This window comes from Alphaproteobacteria bacterium, from assembly GCA_030740435.1.
In the GTDB taxonomy this organism is placed as follows: domain Bacteria; phylum Pseudomonadota; class Alphaproteobacteria; order UBA2966; family UBA2966.
Genome location: JASLXG010000204.1, coordinates 23,564 through 38,525, shown reverse-complemented (window position 1 = coordinate 38,525; position 14,962 = coordinate 23,564). Strand labels below are relative to the sequence as shown.

The 14,962-nt window shown below is 66.3% G+C and carries 13 protein-coding genes; 7 read left to right on the top strand and 6 right to left on the bottom strand.

The window, feature by feature from the left end; translation table 11 throughout:
- Both QGG75_19595 and QGG75_19590 read right to left on the bottom strand, forming a co-directional pair.
- The coding region (locus QGG75_19595; GenBank protein ID MDP6069433.1) for an MATE family efflux transporter at window positions 1–1,211 on the bottom strand (1,211 nt) is incomplete at its 3' end.
- A gap of 25 nt (window positions 1,212–1,236) precedes the next feature.
- A complete protein-coding gene (locus QGG75_19590) occupies window positions 1,237–1,896 on the bottom strand; it encodes a dienelactone hydrolase family protein (protein MDP6069432.1) in 660 nt (219 codons plus the stop codon).
- Window positions 1,897–2,036: 140 nt separating this feature from the next.
- Between QGG75_19590 and QGG75_19585 the strand changes: the two genes are divergently transcribed.
- Both QGG75_19585 and QGG75_19580 read left to right on the top strand, forming a co-directional pair.
- Window positions 2,037–3,587: an AMP-binding protein gene (locus tag QGG75_19585; protein MDP6069431.1), complete on the top strand. Its 1,551-nt coding sequence runs from the start codon at window positions 2,037–2,039 to the stop codon at window positions 3,585–3,587.
- A 33-nt stretch (window positions 3,588–3,620) separates the two neighbouring features.
- The gene (locus QGG75_19580; GenBank protein MDP6069430.1) at window positions 3,621–4,385 is read left to right on the top strand and encodes an SDR family NAD(P)-dependent oxidoreductase; all 765 of its coding nucleotides are present in this window, start codon (window positions 3,621–3,623) and stop codon (window positions 4,383–4,385) included.
- A 14-nt stretch (window positions 4,386–4,399) separates the two neighbouring features.
- On the opposite strand, the gene QGG75_19575 is transcribed toward QGG75_19580, so the two are convergent.
- Window positions 4,400–5,815 carry an aminotransferase class III-fold pyridoxal phosphate-dependent enzyme gene (locus tag QGG75_19575; protein MDP6069429.1) on the bottom strand — a complete coding sequence of 472 codons (1,416 nt, stop codon included), beginning with the start codon at window positions 5,813–5,815 and terminating at the stop codon, window positions 4,400–4,402.
- Between the two features lie 53 nt (window positions 5,816–5,868).
- On the opposite strand from QGG75_19575, the gene QGG75_19570 reads away from it, so the two are divergent.
- Window positions 5,869–7,272 carry a PLP-dependent aminotransferase family protein gene (locus QGG75_19570; GenBank protein ID MDP6069428.1) on the top strand — a complete coding sequence of 468 codons (1,404 nt, stop codon included), beginning with the start codon at window positions 5,869–5,871 and terminating at the stop codon, window positions 7,270–7,272.
- 16 nt (window positions 7,273–7,288) lie between these two features.
- Here the strand turns inward: QGG75_19570 and QGG75_19565 are convergent, their stop codons facing one another.
- Window positions 7,289–8,068, bottom strand: coding sequence for an enoyl-CoA hydratase/isomerase family protein (locus QGG75_19565; protein MDP6069427.1), 780 nt, complete (start codon window positions 8,066–8,068; stop codon window positions 7,289–7,291).
- A gap of 27 nt (window positions 8,069–8,095) precedes the next feature.
- A complete protein-coding gene (locus tag QGG75_19560; protein MDP6069426.1) occupies window positions 8,096–8,401 on the bottom strand; it encodes a (2Fe-2S) ferredoxin domain-containing protein in 306 nt (101 codons plus the stop codon).
- A gap of 139 nt (window positions 8,402–8,540) precedes the next feature.
- Between QGG75_19560 and QGG75_19555 the strand changes: the two genes are divergently transcribed.
- Window positions 8,541–9,407: a methyltransferase domain-containing protein gene (locus tag QGG75_19555; protein MDP6069425.1), complete on the top strand. Its 867-nt coding sequence runs from the start codon at window positions 8,541–8,543 to the stop codon at window positions 9,405–9,407.
- A gap of 5 nt (window positions 9,408–9,412) precedes the next feature.
- On the opposite strand, the gene QGG75_19550 is transcribed toward QGG75_19555, so the two are convergent.
- The gene (locus QGG75_19550) at window positions 9,413–11,737 is read right to left on the bottom strand and encodes a DUF3604 domain-containing protein (GenBank protein ID MDP6069424.1); all 2,325 of its coding nucleotides are present in this window, start codon (window positions 11,735–11,737) and stop codon (window positions 9,413–9,415) included.
- Between the two features lie 241 nt (window positions 11,738–11,978).
- Between QGG75_19550 and QGG75_19545 the strand changes: the two genes are divergently transcribed.
- Genes QGG75_19545 through QGG75_19535 form a run of 3 tightly spaced genes read left to right on the top strand, consistent with a single transcriptional unit; the run spans window position 11,979 to window position 14,939 of the window.
- Complete coding sequence (locus QGG75_19545; protein MDP6069423.1) at window positions 11,979–12,899, top strand: tripartite tricarboxylate transporter substrate binding protein; 921 nt, start codon at window positions 11,979–11,981, stop codon at window positions 12,897–12,899.
- A gap of 58 nt (window positions 12,900–12,957) precedes the next feature.
- Entirely contained in the window at window positions 12,958–13,431 is a 474-nt protein-coding gene (locus QGG75_19540) for a tripartite tricarboxylate transporter TctB family protein (GenBank protein ID MDP6069422.1), read from the top strand.
- Window positions 13,432–13,454: 23 nt separating this feature from the next.
- Complete coding sequence (locus QGG75_19535; protein ID MDP6069421.1) at window positions 13,455–14,939, top strand: tripartite tricarboxylate transporter permease; 1,485 nt, start codon at window positions 13,455–13,457, stop codon at window positions 14,937–14,939.
- Window positions 14,940–14,962: the final 23 nt, after the last annotated feature.

Here is a 14,962-nt window from a genome sequence, read left to right as displayed (position 1 = left end):
TTTTGCCAATTCGCCACAAACAGCGCCACGGCGCCAGCGTAGACCAGCACCGAGAGAAACATCGAATTGCGTAGCACGCGGCTACGCGTGGCGCCGATGAAAATGCCGTCGAGCTGGAAGCTCCAGACCGAAATCAGCGGCACCGCCACGACCCAGGGCAGATAGACCTCCGCCGTGGCGCGAACCTCGGCGATGTCGGTGAGCAACGCCACCAGGTGGCTGCCGAAGAAGCCATAGACCAGGGAAAATCCGGCCGCGAAAACCAGGGCCCAGCCACCGGCCGTGACCACCACGGACCGGAAGGCCGGGCGGTTGCGCTCGCCCAGTGCCTCGCCGGCCAGGGCCTCGGTGGCATGGGCGAAACCATCCAGCGCGTGGGCCGCGAAGGCCAGGAAGTTGAACAGCACGGCGTTGGCCGCCAGCACCACGTTGCCCTGGCGCGCGCCCATGGAGGTGAAGGTGTAGAAGGCGCCGACCAGACACAGCGTGCGCAGGAAGATGTTGCCGTTGATGCGCACCATGCGGCCGAGTTCGCTGTCCCTGAGTGCCGCCAGACGCCAGCGCCCGCCCAGGCGCGGGAGCTCGCGGCCGAGCAGCCAGAGCCAGAGCACCAGTCCCCCGACCTCGGCGATCAGCGTGGCCCAGGCCACGCCGGCCACGCCCCAGCCCAGGCCCATCACGAACCAAAGATCCAAGACGATGTTGAGGCCGTTCATGGCCAGGCCGACGATCAGCCCGGCCGTGGGCTTTTGTACGCCCAGGAACCAGCCGACGAAAACGTAGCCGGTCAGCACCGCCGGGGCGCTCCAGATGCGGATGCCGAAATAATCGCCACCCAGCTCGCGCACTTCGGAACTGGGCTGCATGAGCTCGAGCGTGAGCCAGGAAAGCGGTAGTTGCAGCGCGATCAAACCGACGCCGAGCAGCAGCGCCAGCGCCAGTGCGCGCAGCAGCACGGCGCGGATCTCATCGCCATCGTCCGCGCCTGAGGCCTGGGCCGCCAGGCCGGTGGTGGTCATACGCAGAAAGCCGAACCCCCAGTAAAGCGCCGTGAAGATGAAGGCGCCGACGGCCACCGCACCGAGGTGCCGGGGATCGTCCATGTGCCCCACCACGGCGGTGTCGACGGCACCCAGCAGCGGCACCGAAACATTGGTGGCGATCAGCGGCAGCGCCAGCCGCCAGACCCGGCGCTGCATGGAAACCGCCATTAGGTGGCGGAAGGGCTGGACAGGATCAAAGCTTGGCCTCGAGGAAATCCATCATGCGCTGCCAGGAAAGATTGGCGCTGGCCGCGTCATAGGCATCGACGCTCTGTTCGTTGCAGAAGGCGTGCTTGGCGTCGTAGCGGTGGATCTCGTAATCGGCGCCGGCGGCGGCCAGGGCGGCCTCCAATTCGTCGACGGCGGTCGGCGTGCACCAGTCGTCTTCATTGGCGAAGTGGCATTGCATGGGCACTCGCACGTCGCCGGGCGCCGCGAACTCGGCCGGCGGGATGCCGTAATAGCAAACCGCCGCCGCCACCTCGGGCAGGTGCACGGCGGCGGCGATAGTCAGCGCGCCGCCCATGCAAAAGCCCATCGCCGCCACGGCCGACGAACTGCCCAACAGGTGCTGCGCCGCGCCGCGGATGTCCTCGTGAGTGGCGCCGGGAAAGTCGAGGCCGCTCATCATGTGGTTGGCCTCGTCGGGCTCCTGCGTCACCCGGCCCTCGTAGAGGTCCGGCGCCAGCGCGTTGTAGCCGGCCCGGGCGAAGCGGTCGGCAATGCCGCACATCTGGTCGTTGAGGCCCCACCATTCCTGGATCACGATGACGCCGGGCCGGCCCTCTCCGGCCAGCGACTGATAGCCCTTGGTGGTGCCGCCGTTGGGGCGGCTGAATTCGATCATCGGCATGGGTTCTCCCCCCTGTGTTTTCGCACGAGGCTCCATCGCCCTCGCCTCCCTCCAAGGTAGATCGCCCAAAGCGCCCGTCCAACCCCCCAGGCGCGCCTGCCGGACTCGCGATCAGCCGCCGAGTGTGCTTCATTGCGGCCATGAACCAGAACGATCCCGACATCCCCGCCCTGACCCGGGGCGCCGGCGCCGTCACCGTCGGGGCCCTGGTGGCGATGCAGGCCAAGCTTCGGCCCGACGCCATCGCCATCGTCGAGGGCAGGCGTGAACTCAGCTACGCTGCCTTCAACGCCCGCGTCAACCGCCTGGCCCATGTGCTCGCCGCCCGCGGCATCGGGCGCGGCGAGCGTCTGGCGCTGCTGGCCGAGAATCGCGCCGAATACCTCGAAACCGAGTGCGCCGCGGCCAAGCTGGGGGCCATCGTGGCCTGCCAGAACTGGCGGCTGGCCGACCCCGAGCTGGTGCATTGCCTGCGCCTGACGACGCCCAGGCTGCTCATCGTCTCGCCCCGCTTCGCCGAGGTGGCGGCGCGCATCGAGCACGGCATCGACGAGGTGCTGGAGTTGGGCCCGGCCTACGAGGCGCTACTCGACGGCGCCCCCGATCACGAGCCCGAGGCCATGGCCGAGGTCGATCCCGAGGACGGCCTGACAATACTCTATACCAGCGGCACCACGGGGCTGCCCAAGGGTGCCGTCATCAGCCACCGTGCGGCCATCGCCCGGGCCCAACTGATGTCCATGGACATGGGCGTGGAAGCCGACGACACCTACGTCGCCTGGGCCCCCTTCTTCCACATGGTGTCGACCGATCCCGGGCTGGGATCGCTGATCCGCGGCGGCAAGATCATCGTTATGGACGGCTTCGATCCGGCCGCCCTGGCAGATGTCGTGGCGGCCGAGGAGCTGGGCTGGCTGGTTCTGATGCCGGGCATGATCGAGCCCCTGATCGACGAGCTAAAGCGCCGCAACACCTTGCCCCGCGGCATCAAGACCTGCGGCGCCATGGCCGACCTGGTGCCGCGCCACCAGATCGCCGAGATCACCCGGCTTCTGGATGCCCCCTACGTCAACACCTTCGGCTCCACCGAAACCGGACTGCCGCCAGCCACGGCCTCGCTGCTGGCCGTGGGCGAGGTGCCGGAAAACCTGGCGAAGAAGCAAAATTCCCTGACCTTGTTGCGCCTGGTCGACGCCGACGACAACGACGTGCCCGACGGCACGCCGGGCGAGGCGGCGCTGCGCACCCCGTGTCTTTTCAGCGGCTACTGGAACAACGCGCAAGCCAACGCCGAGGACTTCCGCGGCGGCTGGTTCCACATGAGCGACATGTTCGTGCGCAACCCCGACGGCAGCCTCGATTTCGTCGACCGCGCCAAGTACCTGATCAAGTCGGGCGGCGAGAACATCTACCCGGCCGAGATCGAACGCGTGCTGCTGGCCGACGGCCGCGTCGACGACGCCGTGGTGGTGCGCCGGGCCGACGCCAAATGGGGCGAGGTGCCGGTGGCTTTCGTGGCCCGCAACGACGAGGGCCTGGGGGCCGACGAGCTCAAGGCCGCCTGCCGGCGCGAACTGGCCGGCTACAAGCAGCCCAAGGAGATCCGCTTCGTGGCGCTGGACGAGCTGCCGCGCAGCACCACGGGCAAGATCCAGCGCCACGAAATCGAGCGCTGGCTGGAAGAAGACTAGTTTCACGACTCAAGGAATCAGGAGCACGCGCGTATGGACATTTCGGGGCAAGCCGCCGTCATCACCGGCGGGGCATCGGGTTTGGGTGCCGGCACGGCGCGGGAGCTGGTGGCGGGCGGCGCCAAGGTGGCGCTGATCGACATCAACGAGGATCTGGGCAACCAGGTTGCCGAAGAGGTCGGCGGCACTTTCCACAAGTGCGACGTGGCTAGCGAGGACGACGTCAAGGCGGCGCTGGCCGCCGCCGCGGCGGCCCACGGCCCGGCCCGAATTCTCGTTAACTGCGCCGGCACCGCCATCGCCAGCAAGACCGTCAACCGGGGCGAGCCCCATCCCCTGGCCGACTGGGAACGCATCATCCGCATAAATCTGGTCGGCACTTTCAATTGCATCCGCCTGGCCGCCGCCACCATGTGTGCGCTCGAGCCGCTCAAGGACAACGAACGCGGCGTCATCGTCAATACGGCCTCGATCGCCGGCTACGAGGGCCAGGTCGGCCAGTCGGCCTATGCCGCCTCCAAGGGCGGCGTCATCGGCATGACGCTGCCTATCGCCCGCGACCTGGCGCGCGACGGCGTGCGGGTTTTAACCATCGCGCCCGGGCTTTTCGAGACGCCGCTGGCCATCGGCACGCTGAGCGAGGAGTACAAGCAATCGCTGGCCTCCAGCATCCCCTTCCCCCAGCGCTTCGGCGAGCCCTCCGAGTTCGGCCGCATGGTGCGGCACCTGGCCGAGAACACCATGATGAACGGCGAAACCATCCGCCTCGACGGCGCGCTGCGCATGGCGCCCCGGTAAGGCGTCGCCGCCGATCAGACGGCGCCGCTGGTTTTCAGCTCGGCGTGGAAATCGCCAACGGCGGCTTCCGTGCGGCGCAGCACCTCGCTGCATTCCTCGTCGCTGATCGTCAGCGGCGGCGCCACCAGGAACCAGTGCCCGAAGCGGCTGCCGGCGGTGGGGCGCGAATAGAGCATGATGCCGTTCCCGAGGCCGTGGATGCGGATGCGCTCGGTGGGCAGTAATTCATCGGGTAGCGGGGTCTTGCTTTCCTTGTCGGCGACCATCTCGACGGCCAGCAGCAGGCCCAGGCCGCGCACGTCACCGAGGATTGGGCTGCGTTCCATGATGGCTTCCAGGCCGGCGCGCAGGGTGAGGCCGACGGTGCGGGCGCGTTCTACCAATCGTAGCCGCTCGAACTCGTCGAGTACGGCCAGGCCGGCGGCGCAGGATACCGGGTTGGCGTTGGCGGAATAGCTGAACTCGCAGCCCGCGAGGTGGGCCAACTCGTCGACCATGGCGGCCGGCGCCAGCATGGCGCCCAGCGGGCTGTAGCCGGCGCCCAGCCCCTTGGCCAGGACGATGATGTCGGGCAGCGCCTCGGGCCAGTGATGCGCCGTGATGAATTTACCGCTGCGCCCCGTGCCGCAGAGAATTTCGTCGAACACCAGGTAGACGCCGTGGCGGCTGCAGATCTCGCGGATGTCGCGGAAGTACTGGGCGGGAGGCACCAGGGCGCCGGTCGAAATGCCGCCGACCGGTTCGATGACGAAGGCCAGCACATTCTCCGGGCCCAGTTCGCGGATCTTGGTGTCCAATGCGCCGGCGCATTCGACGGCATGGCTTTCCCGGCTGTGGCCGCCGGGCAGGCGATAGCTGAAAGGTGCCGGGACGGTGTCGGCGGCGACGGCAAACCCCGCCATGAAGGGAGCCAGGGCGTCGTTGCCGCCGATGGCCAGCGTGGCCAGCGTGGCGCCGTGGTAGGAGGGCATCAGGGAAATCATGCGTCGGCGCGATGCCTGGCCGCTGGCCAGGGCATATTGGCGCAGGAACTTGAGGGCATTGTCGACCGCTTCGCTGCCCCCCGAGGCGAAATTGACGCGCTCGAATCCGGGCCCGGCCAGGGCCGCGAGGCGGGCGGCGTAGTCCAGGTTCGGCCGGTTTCGGGCGACGCGAGTATAGGCGTAGTCGAGTTTCCCGGCCTGCGCCGCCATGGCCTCGATGACCCGCGGGTTGCCGTGCCCGATGGCACTGACCATGGGCCCCGACGAGGCATCGATATATTCCTTGCCGTCTTCGTCCCACATATGGATCCCCGAGGCCCGCTCGATCATCGGCAGCGGCACGCTGGCAGGACGTGCATAGTAGATATCCTGCGTGCCGCCCGGCGACCTGGGAACGGTCTGCTGTCGGGGCTCTGCCAGGGAAACCTCCTGTCGATCAATTGCCATAATTGTATCGATATAATTGACTCATATCCGGAGTCAAAGTATTAATTGTCACAATGACAGTATGGCTGCCAAACCTCGCCGGCCACAGCGGGCCGAAGCATCGCGCCCTGACCGAGGCCATCCGCGAGGCCATTGCCGACGGTTCGCTGGCCGCCGGCGCCAAGCTGCCGCCGCAACGAGAGCTGGCCTACGCGCTCGGGCTTTCCTTGGGCACCGTGGGCCGGGCCTACAAGGACGCCGAGCGCCAGGAAATGGTAAGCGCCGAGGTCGGCCGCGGAACCTACGTGCGTCCCCACGGCACCAGGCGGGTGGCCGAAAGCCTTTCCGCCCTGTGGGGCCCGGCCCGCGACAGCGACGGCCCCGTCAGCCTGGTCATGAACCTGCCGCCGGCCGGGATCGCCGCGCCGGCCCTGGCCCAGGCTTTCCGCGACCTCGGCGCTGCGGGCGACCTGAGCCCTCTGCTCGATCACACAGAGAGCGGGCGCATCGAGGCCCATCAGCGATCGGCCGCGTCCTGGTTGGGCCGCCTGGGCTTGGAGGCCAAGGGCGACGAGATCGTGCTGACCAACGGCGCCCAGCACGGCATCCTCATGGCCTTGATGGCCACCACCCGTCCGGGCGATACGGTGCTGGCGGAAAAGCTCAGCTATCCCCCTCTCAAACAGATGGCCCATCACTTCGGCCTGGGGCTGGTTGGTCTCGACCTGGATGCCGACGGCATCGTGCCCGAGGCCCTCGAGGCGGCTTGCCGCAAGTCGGCGGCGAAGGTGCTTTATTGCATGCCGACCCTGCAATCGCCGACCGGAGCCACCATGCCTGAGCGAAGACGCCGGGAAATAGCGGAACTCGCCCGCAGCCACGACCTGACGGTCATCGAGGACGACGTCTTCGGCTTTCTTCCCACTGACCGCCCGCCGCCGCTTGCCGCCTTCGCGCCGGAACGTACGCTCTTTGTCAGCAGCGTCTCGAAATCCCTGGCGCCGGGCCTGCGCATCGGCATCGTGCGCGCCCCCGAGGCGCACCGCGAGACGCTGCGCAACGCGGTCCAGATGTCATGCTGGATGCCTTCGCCGATCACCGCCGAGATCGCGCATCGCTGGATCGACGACGGCACCGCCGCGGACCTCAACGATTGGCAGCGCCGGGAAATGCGGGCCCGTTGCCGTTTGGCGCAGGACATTCTGGGAAGCTCCGCGGGCCATCGTGAAGGTCTCCGCTTTCACCTCTGGGTCGACCTTGCGGACGAGTGGACCGAGGAAGCCTTCCGGGCGGCGGCCGAGGAGCGCGGCGTCAAGGTAGCATTGGGCGAGATCTTCATGCTCAAAGCAGGACCGGCGCCGCAATCGTTACGCCTGGCGCTGGGCTACGAGAGCACCCGGGAGCGTCTGGCCCAGGGACTGACGGTGGTGGCTGACCTGCTGGCCAACCCGCGCGTGCGCCAGGCGGTGATCGTCTAAAACGCCGCCAAGCGGCCTACTTCCCCTTGCCGCCCAATTTGGCCAGGAAGGCCCCGAATCGTTCCTCGACGTCGGCCACCACGTAGTCGGCTTTGCGTTCGTAGTCGAGGCCGGCTTCGAGGCCGAGGTTGGCGGCCTGGCGGTAGAGGTCCTTGTAGGCGGCGATCGAGCCCGGGCTGTTGGCGGCGATGGCGGCCGCCAGTTCGTCGACCCGGGCGTCGAGCTCGGCCGCCGGCAGGGCCTCCAGCGCCAGGCCCATCTCGGCCGCCTCGCGGCCCGAGATGGTGCGGGCGGTGAACGAGAGCTCGCGCGCCCGCATCAGGCCGACGCGGCGGGGCAGGCGCTGGGTCATGCCCCAGGTCGGCCGCAACCCGAGCACGGCGTGGGTGTCCCCGAGTTTGGCTTCCTCGGCGACGAGGATGATGTCACAGGCCAGCATGATCTCCAGGCCGCCGGTGAAGCAATGCCCGTTGACCTTGGCGATGGTGGCCTGGGGCATGCTCTCCAGGAGCTCGGTGACGCGGCGCGCATTGTCGTTGAGCCCCGGCCCGACGTCGCCCGAGCTGAGATCGAGGCCGCGGGCCTTGAGCGCCTTGAGGTCGACGCCGGCGGAAAAGGCACGGCCCTTGCCGGTCAGCACCAGCACGCTGATGCCCTCGTCGGCGGCCACCGTCTCCAGCGCCTGGCCGGTCTCCTGCAGCAGTTCGGGGACGAAGGCGTTGAGGCTTTCGGGACGGTCCAGCGAGATGGTGGCGACGCGGCCCTGGCCGCTGAATTCGATGGTTTGATAGGCCATGGATGCGTTCTTAACCCGAAAGGGCACTCAGCCGCCAGCCGTCAAGCGTTCCAGGTGGTCGAGGATCTCCGCCACGTCATCGAGAGCCACGCCCGAGAACCAGGCGCCGCCGGGCGCGAAGCGCACGTTAGGCCCGTGCTGGCAACTGCCCAGGCATTTGAGGCGCACCAGGGCGGCGGCCAGGCCACGGTGTGCGATGCCGTCTTCGAGGGCAGCCGCGACAGCCTCGCTGCCGCGCCCGGCGCACGATACCGCGTCGGCTCCCAGGCGCCGGTTGATGCAGACCACCACGGCCTCGGGTTTCTCGCCGTTTTGGGGTACGCTGGCACGCATGGTGACAATATGGGGCCTTTGCCTGCCCGCGTCACCTGCCGCATCGGGGCTGCTGGCCGGCGCGCTTTTTCCCTGTTCGCCCTGGCAATTGCTTGGTTTCGTTAGCTGCAAGGGCGTTGACCGACTATGCTCGTGCTACATGACCGAGACGGCAAACATCGTTGGCCATTACAGCGGCAACGGCGGCGGCGACCTGTTCGAGCGACTGGTCGCGGCAATGCGTGATGGCGGCATCGAGCCGCAACGGGCGACGGTCCGGGACTTGGCGTCCTACGACCAGTTCCATGGCCGCGGCTTGGAAGCGACGGCGGAAATGGCGGATGAATTCGTCATCCGGCCCGAGGATCACTTGCTCGATATCGGTAGCGGCATCGGCGGTCCGGCGCGATATTTTGCCGATCGCTTTGGCTGCCGGGTAAGTGGCATCGATCTCACCGCAGAGCTCTGCGAGGTGGCGCGACGGCTGACCGCCCTGGTCGGCCTCGAGGACAAGGTCTCCTGCCAACAGGGCGATGCCCTGGCCATGCCTTTCGCCGCCGGCAGTTTCGCGGGCGCCTACTGCATGAACGTGGCCATGAACATAGCCGACCGGACCCTGCTTTACGGCGAGGCCCTGAGGGTCTTGCGGCCCGGCGGCTGGCTGATCATGTCGGACCTGGCCAAAGGCCCCAACCATGGCCTGGAATACCCCACGCCCTGGGCCCGGGATGGCGCGTCGAGCTTTCTCCTGACCCCGGAGGATACCCAGCGGACCCTGGAGCTCAGCGGCTTTGACGTGCTGGAGGTGCGAAATACGCTGGCCGAGAACCTCGATTTTGCCGCCCGCTCCCGCGCTGCCGTCGAAGGTGGCGGAAGACCTTTGCAGCTTGCCGTCATGCTGATCCACGGAGACCTCGCTCCCGAGGCCATGAGGAACGTCAATCGTGGTCTAAGGGAGCAGCAAATCATCCCGACCGAGTTCTACTGCCGCAAACCCGCTGCCGTGACGGTATCCAATCCGGGATAACGGAGCTAATCGATGTGTGGCCGTTCGGCTTCCCGCCGGTAGGCAAAAACCGGACTGCTCCAGGCCTGGAAACCGTCCTCGGTATAGACCGAGACCCACAGCGGGTTGTCACCCCTGGGGGCCAGCGGGATCGTCACTTCCCCCGCCAGTTCGCGCTCCGCGATTTCCTCGGGCAGGCGAAACACCCTGATCATGCGGTCGAGGCCGCCGGCTTCCATGAGGCAATCCTCGAGACCAATGTCGTCCAGCGCCAGGGCCATCGATCCCAGGTTGGTTTCGATGTCCAAGCTGCCGCCGCCCCTCAGCCAGACGTCGAAGCCGCCGTAGTTGCCGGTGGTTATGGCATCGAAGACCACGGTGCCCGAGCCCTCCAGCTCAAGCAGGCGCTCTGGATTCCAGGCGTTGATCTTTTCCATCCGGCCTATCTCGGCACCCTTGAATACCGCCCGGCCCCGCCAGTTGGTGTCGCGGCTCCTGCCGCGATACTCGGCGCCGCTCCACAGCACCCGGATGCGATTGCCCAGCGCCTCGGCGTCATAGGGCCGCAGCGTCGCCACGACGTCCCTGCCGTTGCGCACCTCGACCCGCTCGATGGGGGCCTGGGCGACGACCTGGAAATTCAGCCGCACCTCTGCATCGTCGGTCTGGACGATATCGCCCATCATCACTTCGTCGACGCGGCTCGAGGAGGTCTCGGGAAAGGCCCGGGGGTCGCGGTCGTACAAGGCTCCGCCGCCGGCCATGCGAACGCCGACGTCGAGGTGCAGGCGGGTGCCCGTGGTGCCGTAGTGATGGCGCCTGCGCAGGCAATCGAAAATGGCGTCGCGGCTCAGCTCGTGGGTCAAGAAGCAGGTCAAACCGCCGTAGGCACCGAAGTTCGAGGCGCCGGGGTAGCTGGCGCCGGGCCGCCCCTTGTGGCCGTCGCTGTTGCACACCACGCCCGAGCGATGACCGAGGGCAAAGCCGTCGGTCAGGAGCCATTCGAAGGTGCCCCAGGCGGAATGGATTTCCATCGCCGTTTCGATTTTCGGGTCGTGGGCGTAGGCGATGTCGGCATAGCGCCCGCCGACGTGGGCATAGACCACGGAATCCTCGCCGGCCAGCGCGGCAAACAAGGCCCGGGCGTCGGTGGCATCGCTATCGAGGTCGGAACGGTCCGTCAACAGCGCATGGGAGGAGCGGTGGATCTGCCGTCCTTCGTGGCGGAAATAGACGTTGCGGTCGCCGCCCACCGAGGTATTGCCGGACCATTCGTAGCCGGGAAAGGTGATGAACGCGCCATCTTCGTTGTGCTCCGCCGTGAGCTCGTTGAGATAGGCCCAGAAGGCGTTGTTGAGCTGGAAGTCGTTGGCCTGGTGGCTGCTGACGTCGAGGAAGGCCTTGTTGCGGGCGAAGTCGAAGTACTGGCGCGCCGTGGTGACGCCGATGGATTCGCCGCTTTGGCCGTGCAGGTCCCCCCAATAGCCCGAAACCCCGTCGGCGCGAATTACCATGGGGTGGGAGGTGGCGACGATCTCGCCGGCTTCGTCCTTGACGGCAATACGCAGAACACCCGTCTGATCGGCCGAAAGGCCATCGAAACAGACTGATTTGCGGCCCTTTTCGTAAGCCAATCCCGGCGGCAAGCCGGAGACCGGCAAAGTCGCCTCGAAAGTGAAGCGCGCCTCGGCAAGATCCGTGGGGTTGCCCCAGGCGTCCTCCGCCTTGAGGCCGAAGCGAAAGCTCTCGCCGGGCCGGCGCAGGCTCGGCAGAACGGCCCGCCAGACCACCGGCTCGGCCGGTACGACGGCTACCCTCGGCGTGTCGGGCAGCGGCACGAACAAGCCCACCCCACAGACATCGGCCAGCGTCTTGAACTCGAAGGCGGCTTCGACGAAGGTCTGCATCTTCATGCCCGGCGAGCCGCCGGAGGTGTCTCCGAACACCACCGTGATGGTGTCGCCCTGGCCCAGATAGCCGCCCGTCACGCGAACCGTCAGCGACTTCCAGCGCGGCCGGGCAGCCATGCCGTAAGGCCTGTAGCCGACCTCGAGCGGCACCCCGGAGCTGGTTCTCGCGGTGACGTAGTTGGGCGCCGCGGGATCGGCGGTTTGCAGGCCGCCCCAGTCCCCCAGGGCGCGGAAGACGATGCGAATGGCGCCGGTGTCATCGAGGCCCAAGGAGCCGACCGTGTAGGTCAGGCGAAAGGTTTGCAGGCTGCGGATTTGCACCGCATCTCTGGTCTCGAGCGTTACCCGGCCATAAAGCGCCGGGTCTTCGCCCGGAAGGGCGGCAGGCCATACTTCGCCTATCAATGCCTCGGAGACCGCTCCGTCCACCTCGTTCGCCATGATGTCGCCAGCTCCCTGTGGTCGGCCGTATTGTCCGCGCCAACCTAGCAGGGATTGCATTAATGTAACCAGTGAATTATCGATTATTCGGAACCAAACAGCTCTAATCTACTGTAATAAAACCATATAATATCAAATTGACACATTAATGTATTAAAGACTAGGTTGTGGGATGGCAATACGGGAGAGGGAGGTAAGGCCAATGTTGTACCAAGGAATTGACAGGAAAATCGCCGGGACCGTGACTGCCGCGGCTGCCCTGGCGCTTGCCTGCGTGGCGTCCGCCAGCCTTCAGGCGGCCGAATACCCGGCCAAGCCGGTAACGCTGATCGTGCCCTACAAGGCGGGCGGCAGCACCGAAACCATGGCCCAGATCCTGTCCAAGGCGATCTCCAGAAACCTTGGCCAGAAGGTTATCGTCAGAACCAAACCCGGCGCCGGCGGTGCCATCGGCTCGACCCTGGTGGCCAAGGCCAAGCCCGACGGCTACACGCTGCTGTTCGCCGCCGCCGCCACCATTACCTGGGAGCCGCTGTCGAAAAAAGGCATCGCCTACACGGCCGATAGCTTTTCATATGTCGCCGGCGTTACCGACTACCAGATGGCGTTCGTCACCACGCCGGGCCGGCCCTATTCGACGTTTGCCGAACTGATCGCCTATGCCAAGAAGAATCCCGGCATGAACGTGGCCGATCAGGGCGGCATCTCACGCGCCTTCATCAACTACATCGGCAAGAAGGAAAACATCGACTGGACCGCCATTCCCACCCGAGGCGGTGGCGAGATGGTGCCGTTCATGTTCGGCAACAAGGTGGATTTGGCCTGGTCCGGCGGTGTCCACAACAAGTACGGCGACAAGTTCATCGTCCTCGCATCCTGCCTTTCGGAGCGCCTGGCCTCGGCACCGAAGGCGCCGTCGATGCAGGAGCTCTACGGCATAGCGATGCCCGGCACGGCTCTGATCGCGGCTCCCAAGGGAACGCCGGCGGCGGCCGTCGCCAAGGTTCAGGCCGCTATCGAGGCCTCGATGGACGATCCCGACTTCAGCGCCATCCTGGGGCGCATGAAGTTCCCCAAGACCTTCGTGCCGGCGGCCCAGTTGACGAAAAACATCGCCGCCATGACCGTCAGCCTGAAGAAAGTACTGGCGGCCATCCAATGACCCGCGAGGGCATCAGGCCGCTCCTGATGCCCTCGTCCCCGGGCGCCGGGAGGGTCGCGTGAGAACCACCAACCTGGTTTCGAGCATCATCGTGGCGCTTTGCTCGATCCTCCTGCTCGCCTGGATCATCCCAAGCCACACCGCTCCGGCCCAAAGCCCGCTCGACATTCCCCCGGCCCGCCTGCCCTCGATGGCGATCTGGATCTGCCTGATCACGGCCGTCGTCCTGGGCCTGGGGGCGTTGCGCGCCAAGCCGGGCGGCGTCCAGGCCGAAGACGAGGAATTCGGCGACAGCGCAACCGGCATCGGTGCGGCCGAGCTGGTTCGCATGGCCATTCTGATCGCCCTGGTCGTCGCCACCATAATCGCCATGCCGCTGGCCGGCTTCGAGATCACCATGGGCGTGCTGCTGCTGGCGATGATGGTTTTCCTGTGCCAGCGCAACTATGCGCTGCTGGCGGCCGTTGCGCTCGTCGTACCCATCGGACTTTCGCAATTGGCCTGGCACGTTTTCACGGTCGAGTTTCCTTAAGGCCCGATCATGATTGCCCGCTCATGATCGAAAGCATGCTCGCCGGCTTCGAAGCCGCCATGACGCTGACCAACATGACCTTCATCTGCGCCGGCGTCCTGCTGGGAATCGTGTTCGGCGTGCTGCCGGGTATCGGCAGCGTCACCGCACTTGCCATCTTGGTGCCGATCACCTTCTACATGTCGCCGCTCACCGCTATCGCCTTCCTGGTGGGCATCAACAAGGGCGGCACTTCCGGCGGCGCCGTGCCGGCGGTGCTGATCAATGCCCCGGGAACCCCGGAAGCGGCGGCCACGGCGCGCGACGGCTATCCTCTGGCGCGGGCCGGCAAGCCGGAAAAGGCCATGAAGACGGCGCTCTATTCCTCGGTCTGCGGCGATACCTTTTCCGATATCGTGCTGATCCTGATGGCGGCGCCCTTTGCCTCGGTGGCGCTGCTCTTCGGGCCGGCGGAATTTACTTCGATCATTCTCTTCTCCTTCACCCTGATTGCCGCCCTGGCGGCGCGCTCGCTGACCAAGGGCATCATGTCGGCGGCCTTGGGGGTGTTCTTCTCGACCATCGGTCTCGACCCGGTCGACAGCACCGACCGCATGACCTTCGGTTTCATCGAACTGTTCGACGGCATATCGCTGGCCGCTATTGCCATCGGCACCTTGGCGCTGAGCTCGGTATTGGTCCAGATCTTCGATCTCAACAAACACGGCGAGGTCGATGCGGTGCCGCGCGACAGTGCTTTCAAGACCGACAACCGCCTCTCGGCCGGCGAGTTCTGGGGCAACTGGCGCACCCTGCTGCGCTCGGCGATGATCGGCACCGGGGTCGGCATGCTGCCGGGCCTGGGCGTTTCCCTGGCCGCCTTCCTTGGGTACGGTGCGGCGCAGCGGGCTTCCAAGACGCCGGAAAAATTCGGCAGCGGCGTCATCGAGGGCATTCAGGCCACCGAAGCCGCCAACAGCGCCGTGGTCGGGGCCAACCTGATTCCCACCATCTCGCTGGGTATTCCCGGCAACGTCGCGGCGGCCCTGCTGGTCGGCGCCTTCATGATCCACGGCGTCGTTCCCGGGCCGCTGATGATGGTCGAGCATGCCGAGTTGGTCTATTCGATCTTCGCTTCGATGCTGATGGCCAATGTCGCCCACCTGGTGATCGGGCGCATCGGTATCCGCATCTGGAGCCAGATTCTGCGGGTGCCGCAGAGTGTCGTCCTGCCCATCGTCGTCGTGCTCTGCATCGTCGGTGTTTATGTGCAGAGTTCCTCGATGTTCGATGTCGGGTTGATGCTGGCCTTCGCAGTGCTGGGGTATGCCATGCGGCGCTCGGGTTTTTCGCTGGTCTGCCTGATCATCGGCTTCCTGCTGGGGCCGTTGTTCGAATTGTCCTTCCGTCAGACCATGCTGATGTACCGCTCGGACCTCAGCATCCTGCTGACCAGCCCGATTTCCTTGGCCTTCGTGGCCCTGACCCTGTTCTTCCTCTGGCGCTTCGGATTCAAGAAGAAGCGGTAGGCCCAGCCATCGGGCCGGTTTGG

Coding starts and splice junctions, on each gene's coding strand:
- QGG75_19590 (MDP6069432.1), bottom strand. CDS start 1,896: ATGCCGATGATCGAATTCAGCCGCCCCAACGGCGGCACCACCAAGGGC.
- QGG75_19585 (MDP6069431.1), top strand. CDS start 2,037: ATGAACCAGAACGATCCCGACATCCCCGCCCTGACCCGGGGCGCCGGC.
- QGG75_19580 (MDP6069430.1), top strand. CDS start 3,621: ATGGACATTTCGGGGCAAGCCGCCGTCATCACCGGCGGGGCATCGGGT.
- QGG75_19575 (MDP6069429.1), bottom strand. CDS start 5,815: ATGGCAATTGATCGACAGGAGGTTTCCCTGGCAGAGCCCCGACAGCAG.
- QGG75_19570 (MDP6069428.1), top strand. CDS start 5,869: ATGACAGTATGGCTGCCAAACCTCGCCGGCCACAGCGGGCCGAAGCAT.
- QGG75_19565 (MDP6069427.1), bottom strand. CDS start 8,068: ATGGCCTATCAAACCATCGAATTCAGCGGCCAGGGCCGCGTCGCCACC.
- QGG75_19560 (MDP6069426.1), bottom strand. CDS start 8,401: ATGCGTGCCAGCGTACCCCAAAACGGCGAGAAACCCGAGGCCGTGGTG.
- QGG75_19555 (MDP6069425.1), top strand. CDS start 8,541: ATGACCGAGACGGCAAACATCGTTGGCCATTACAGCGGCAACGGCGGC.
- QGG75_19550 (MDP6069424.1), bottom strand. CDS start 11,737: ATGGCGAACGAGGTGGACGGAGCGGTCTCCGAGGCATTGATAGGCGAA.
- QGG75_19535 (MDP6069421.1), top strand. CDS start 13,455: ATGATCGAAAGCATGCTCGCCGGCTTCGAAGCCGCCATGACGCTGACC.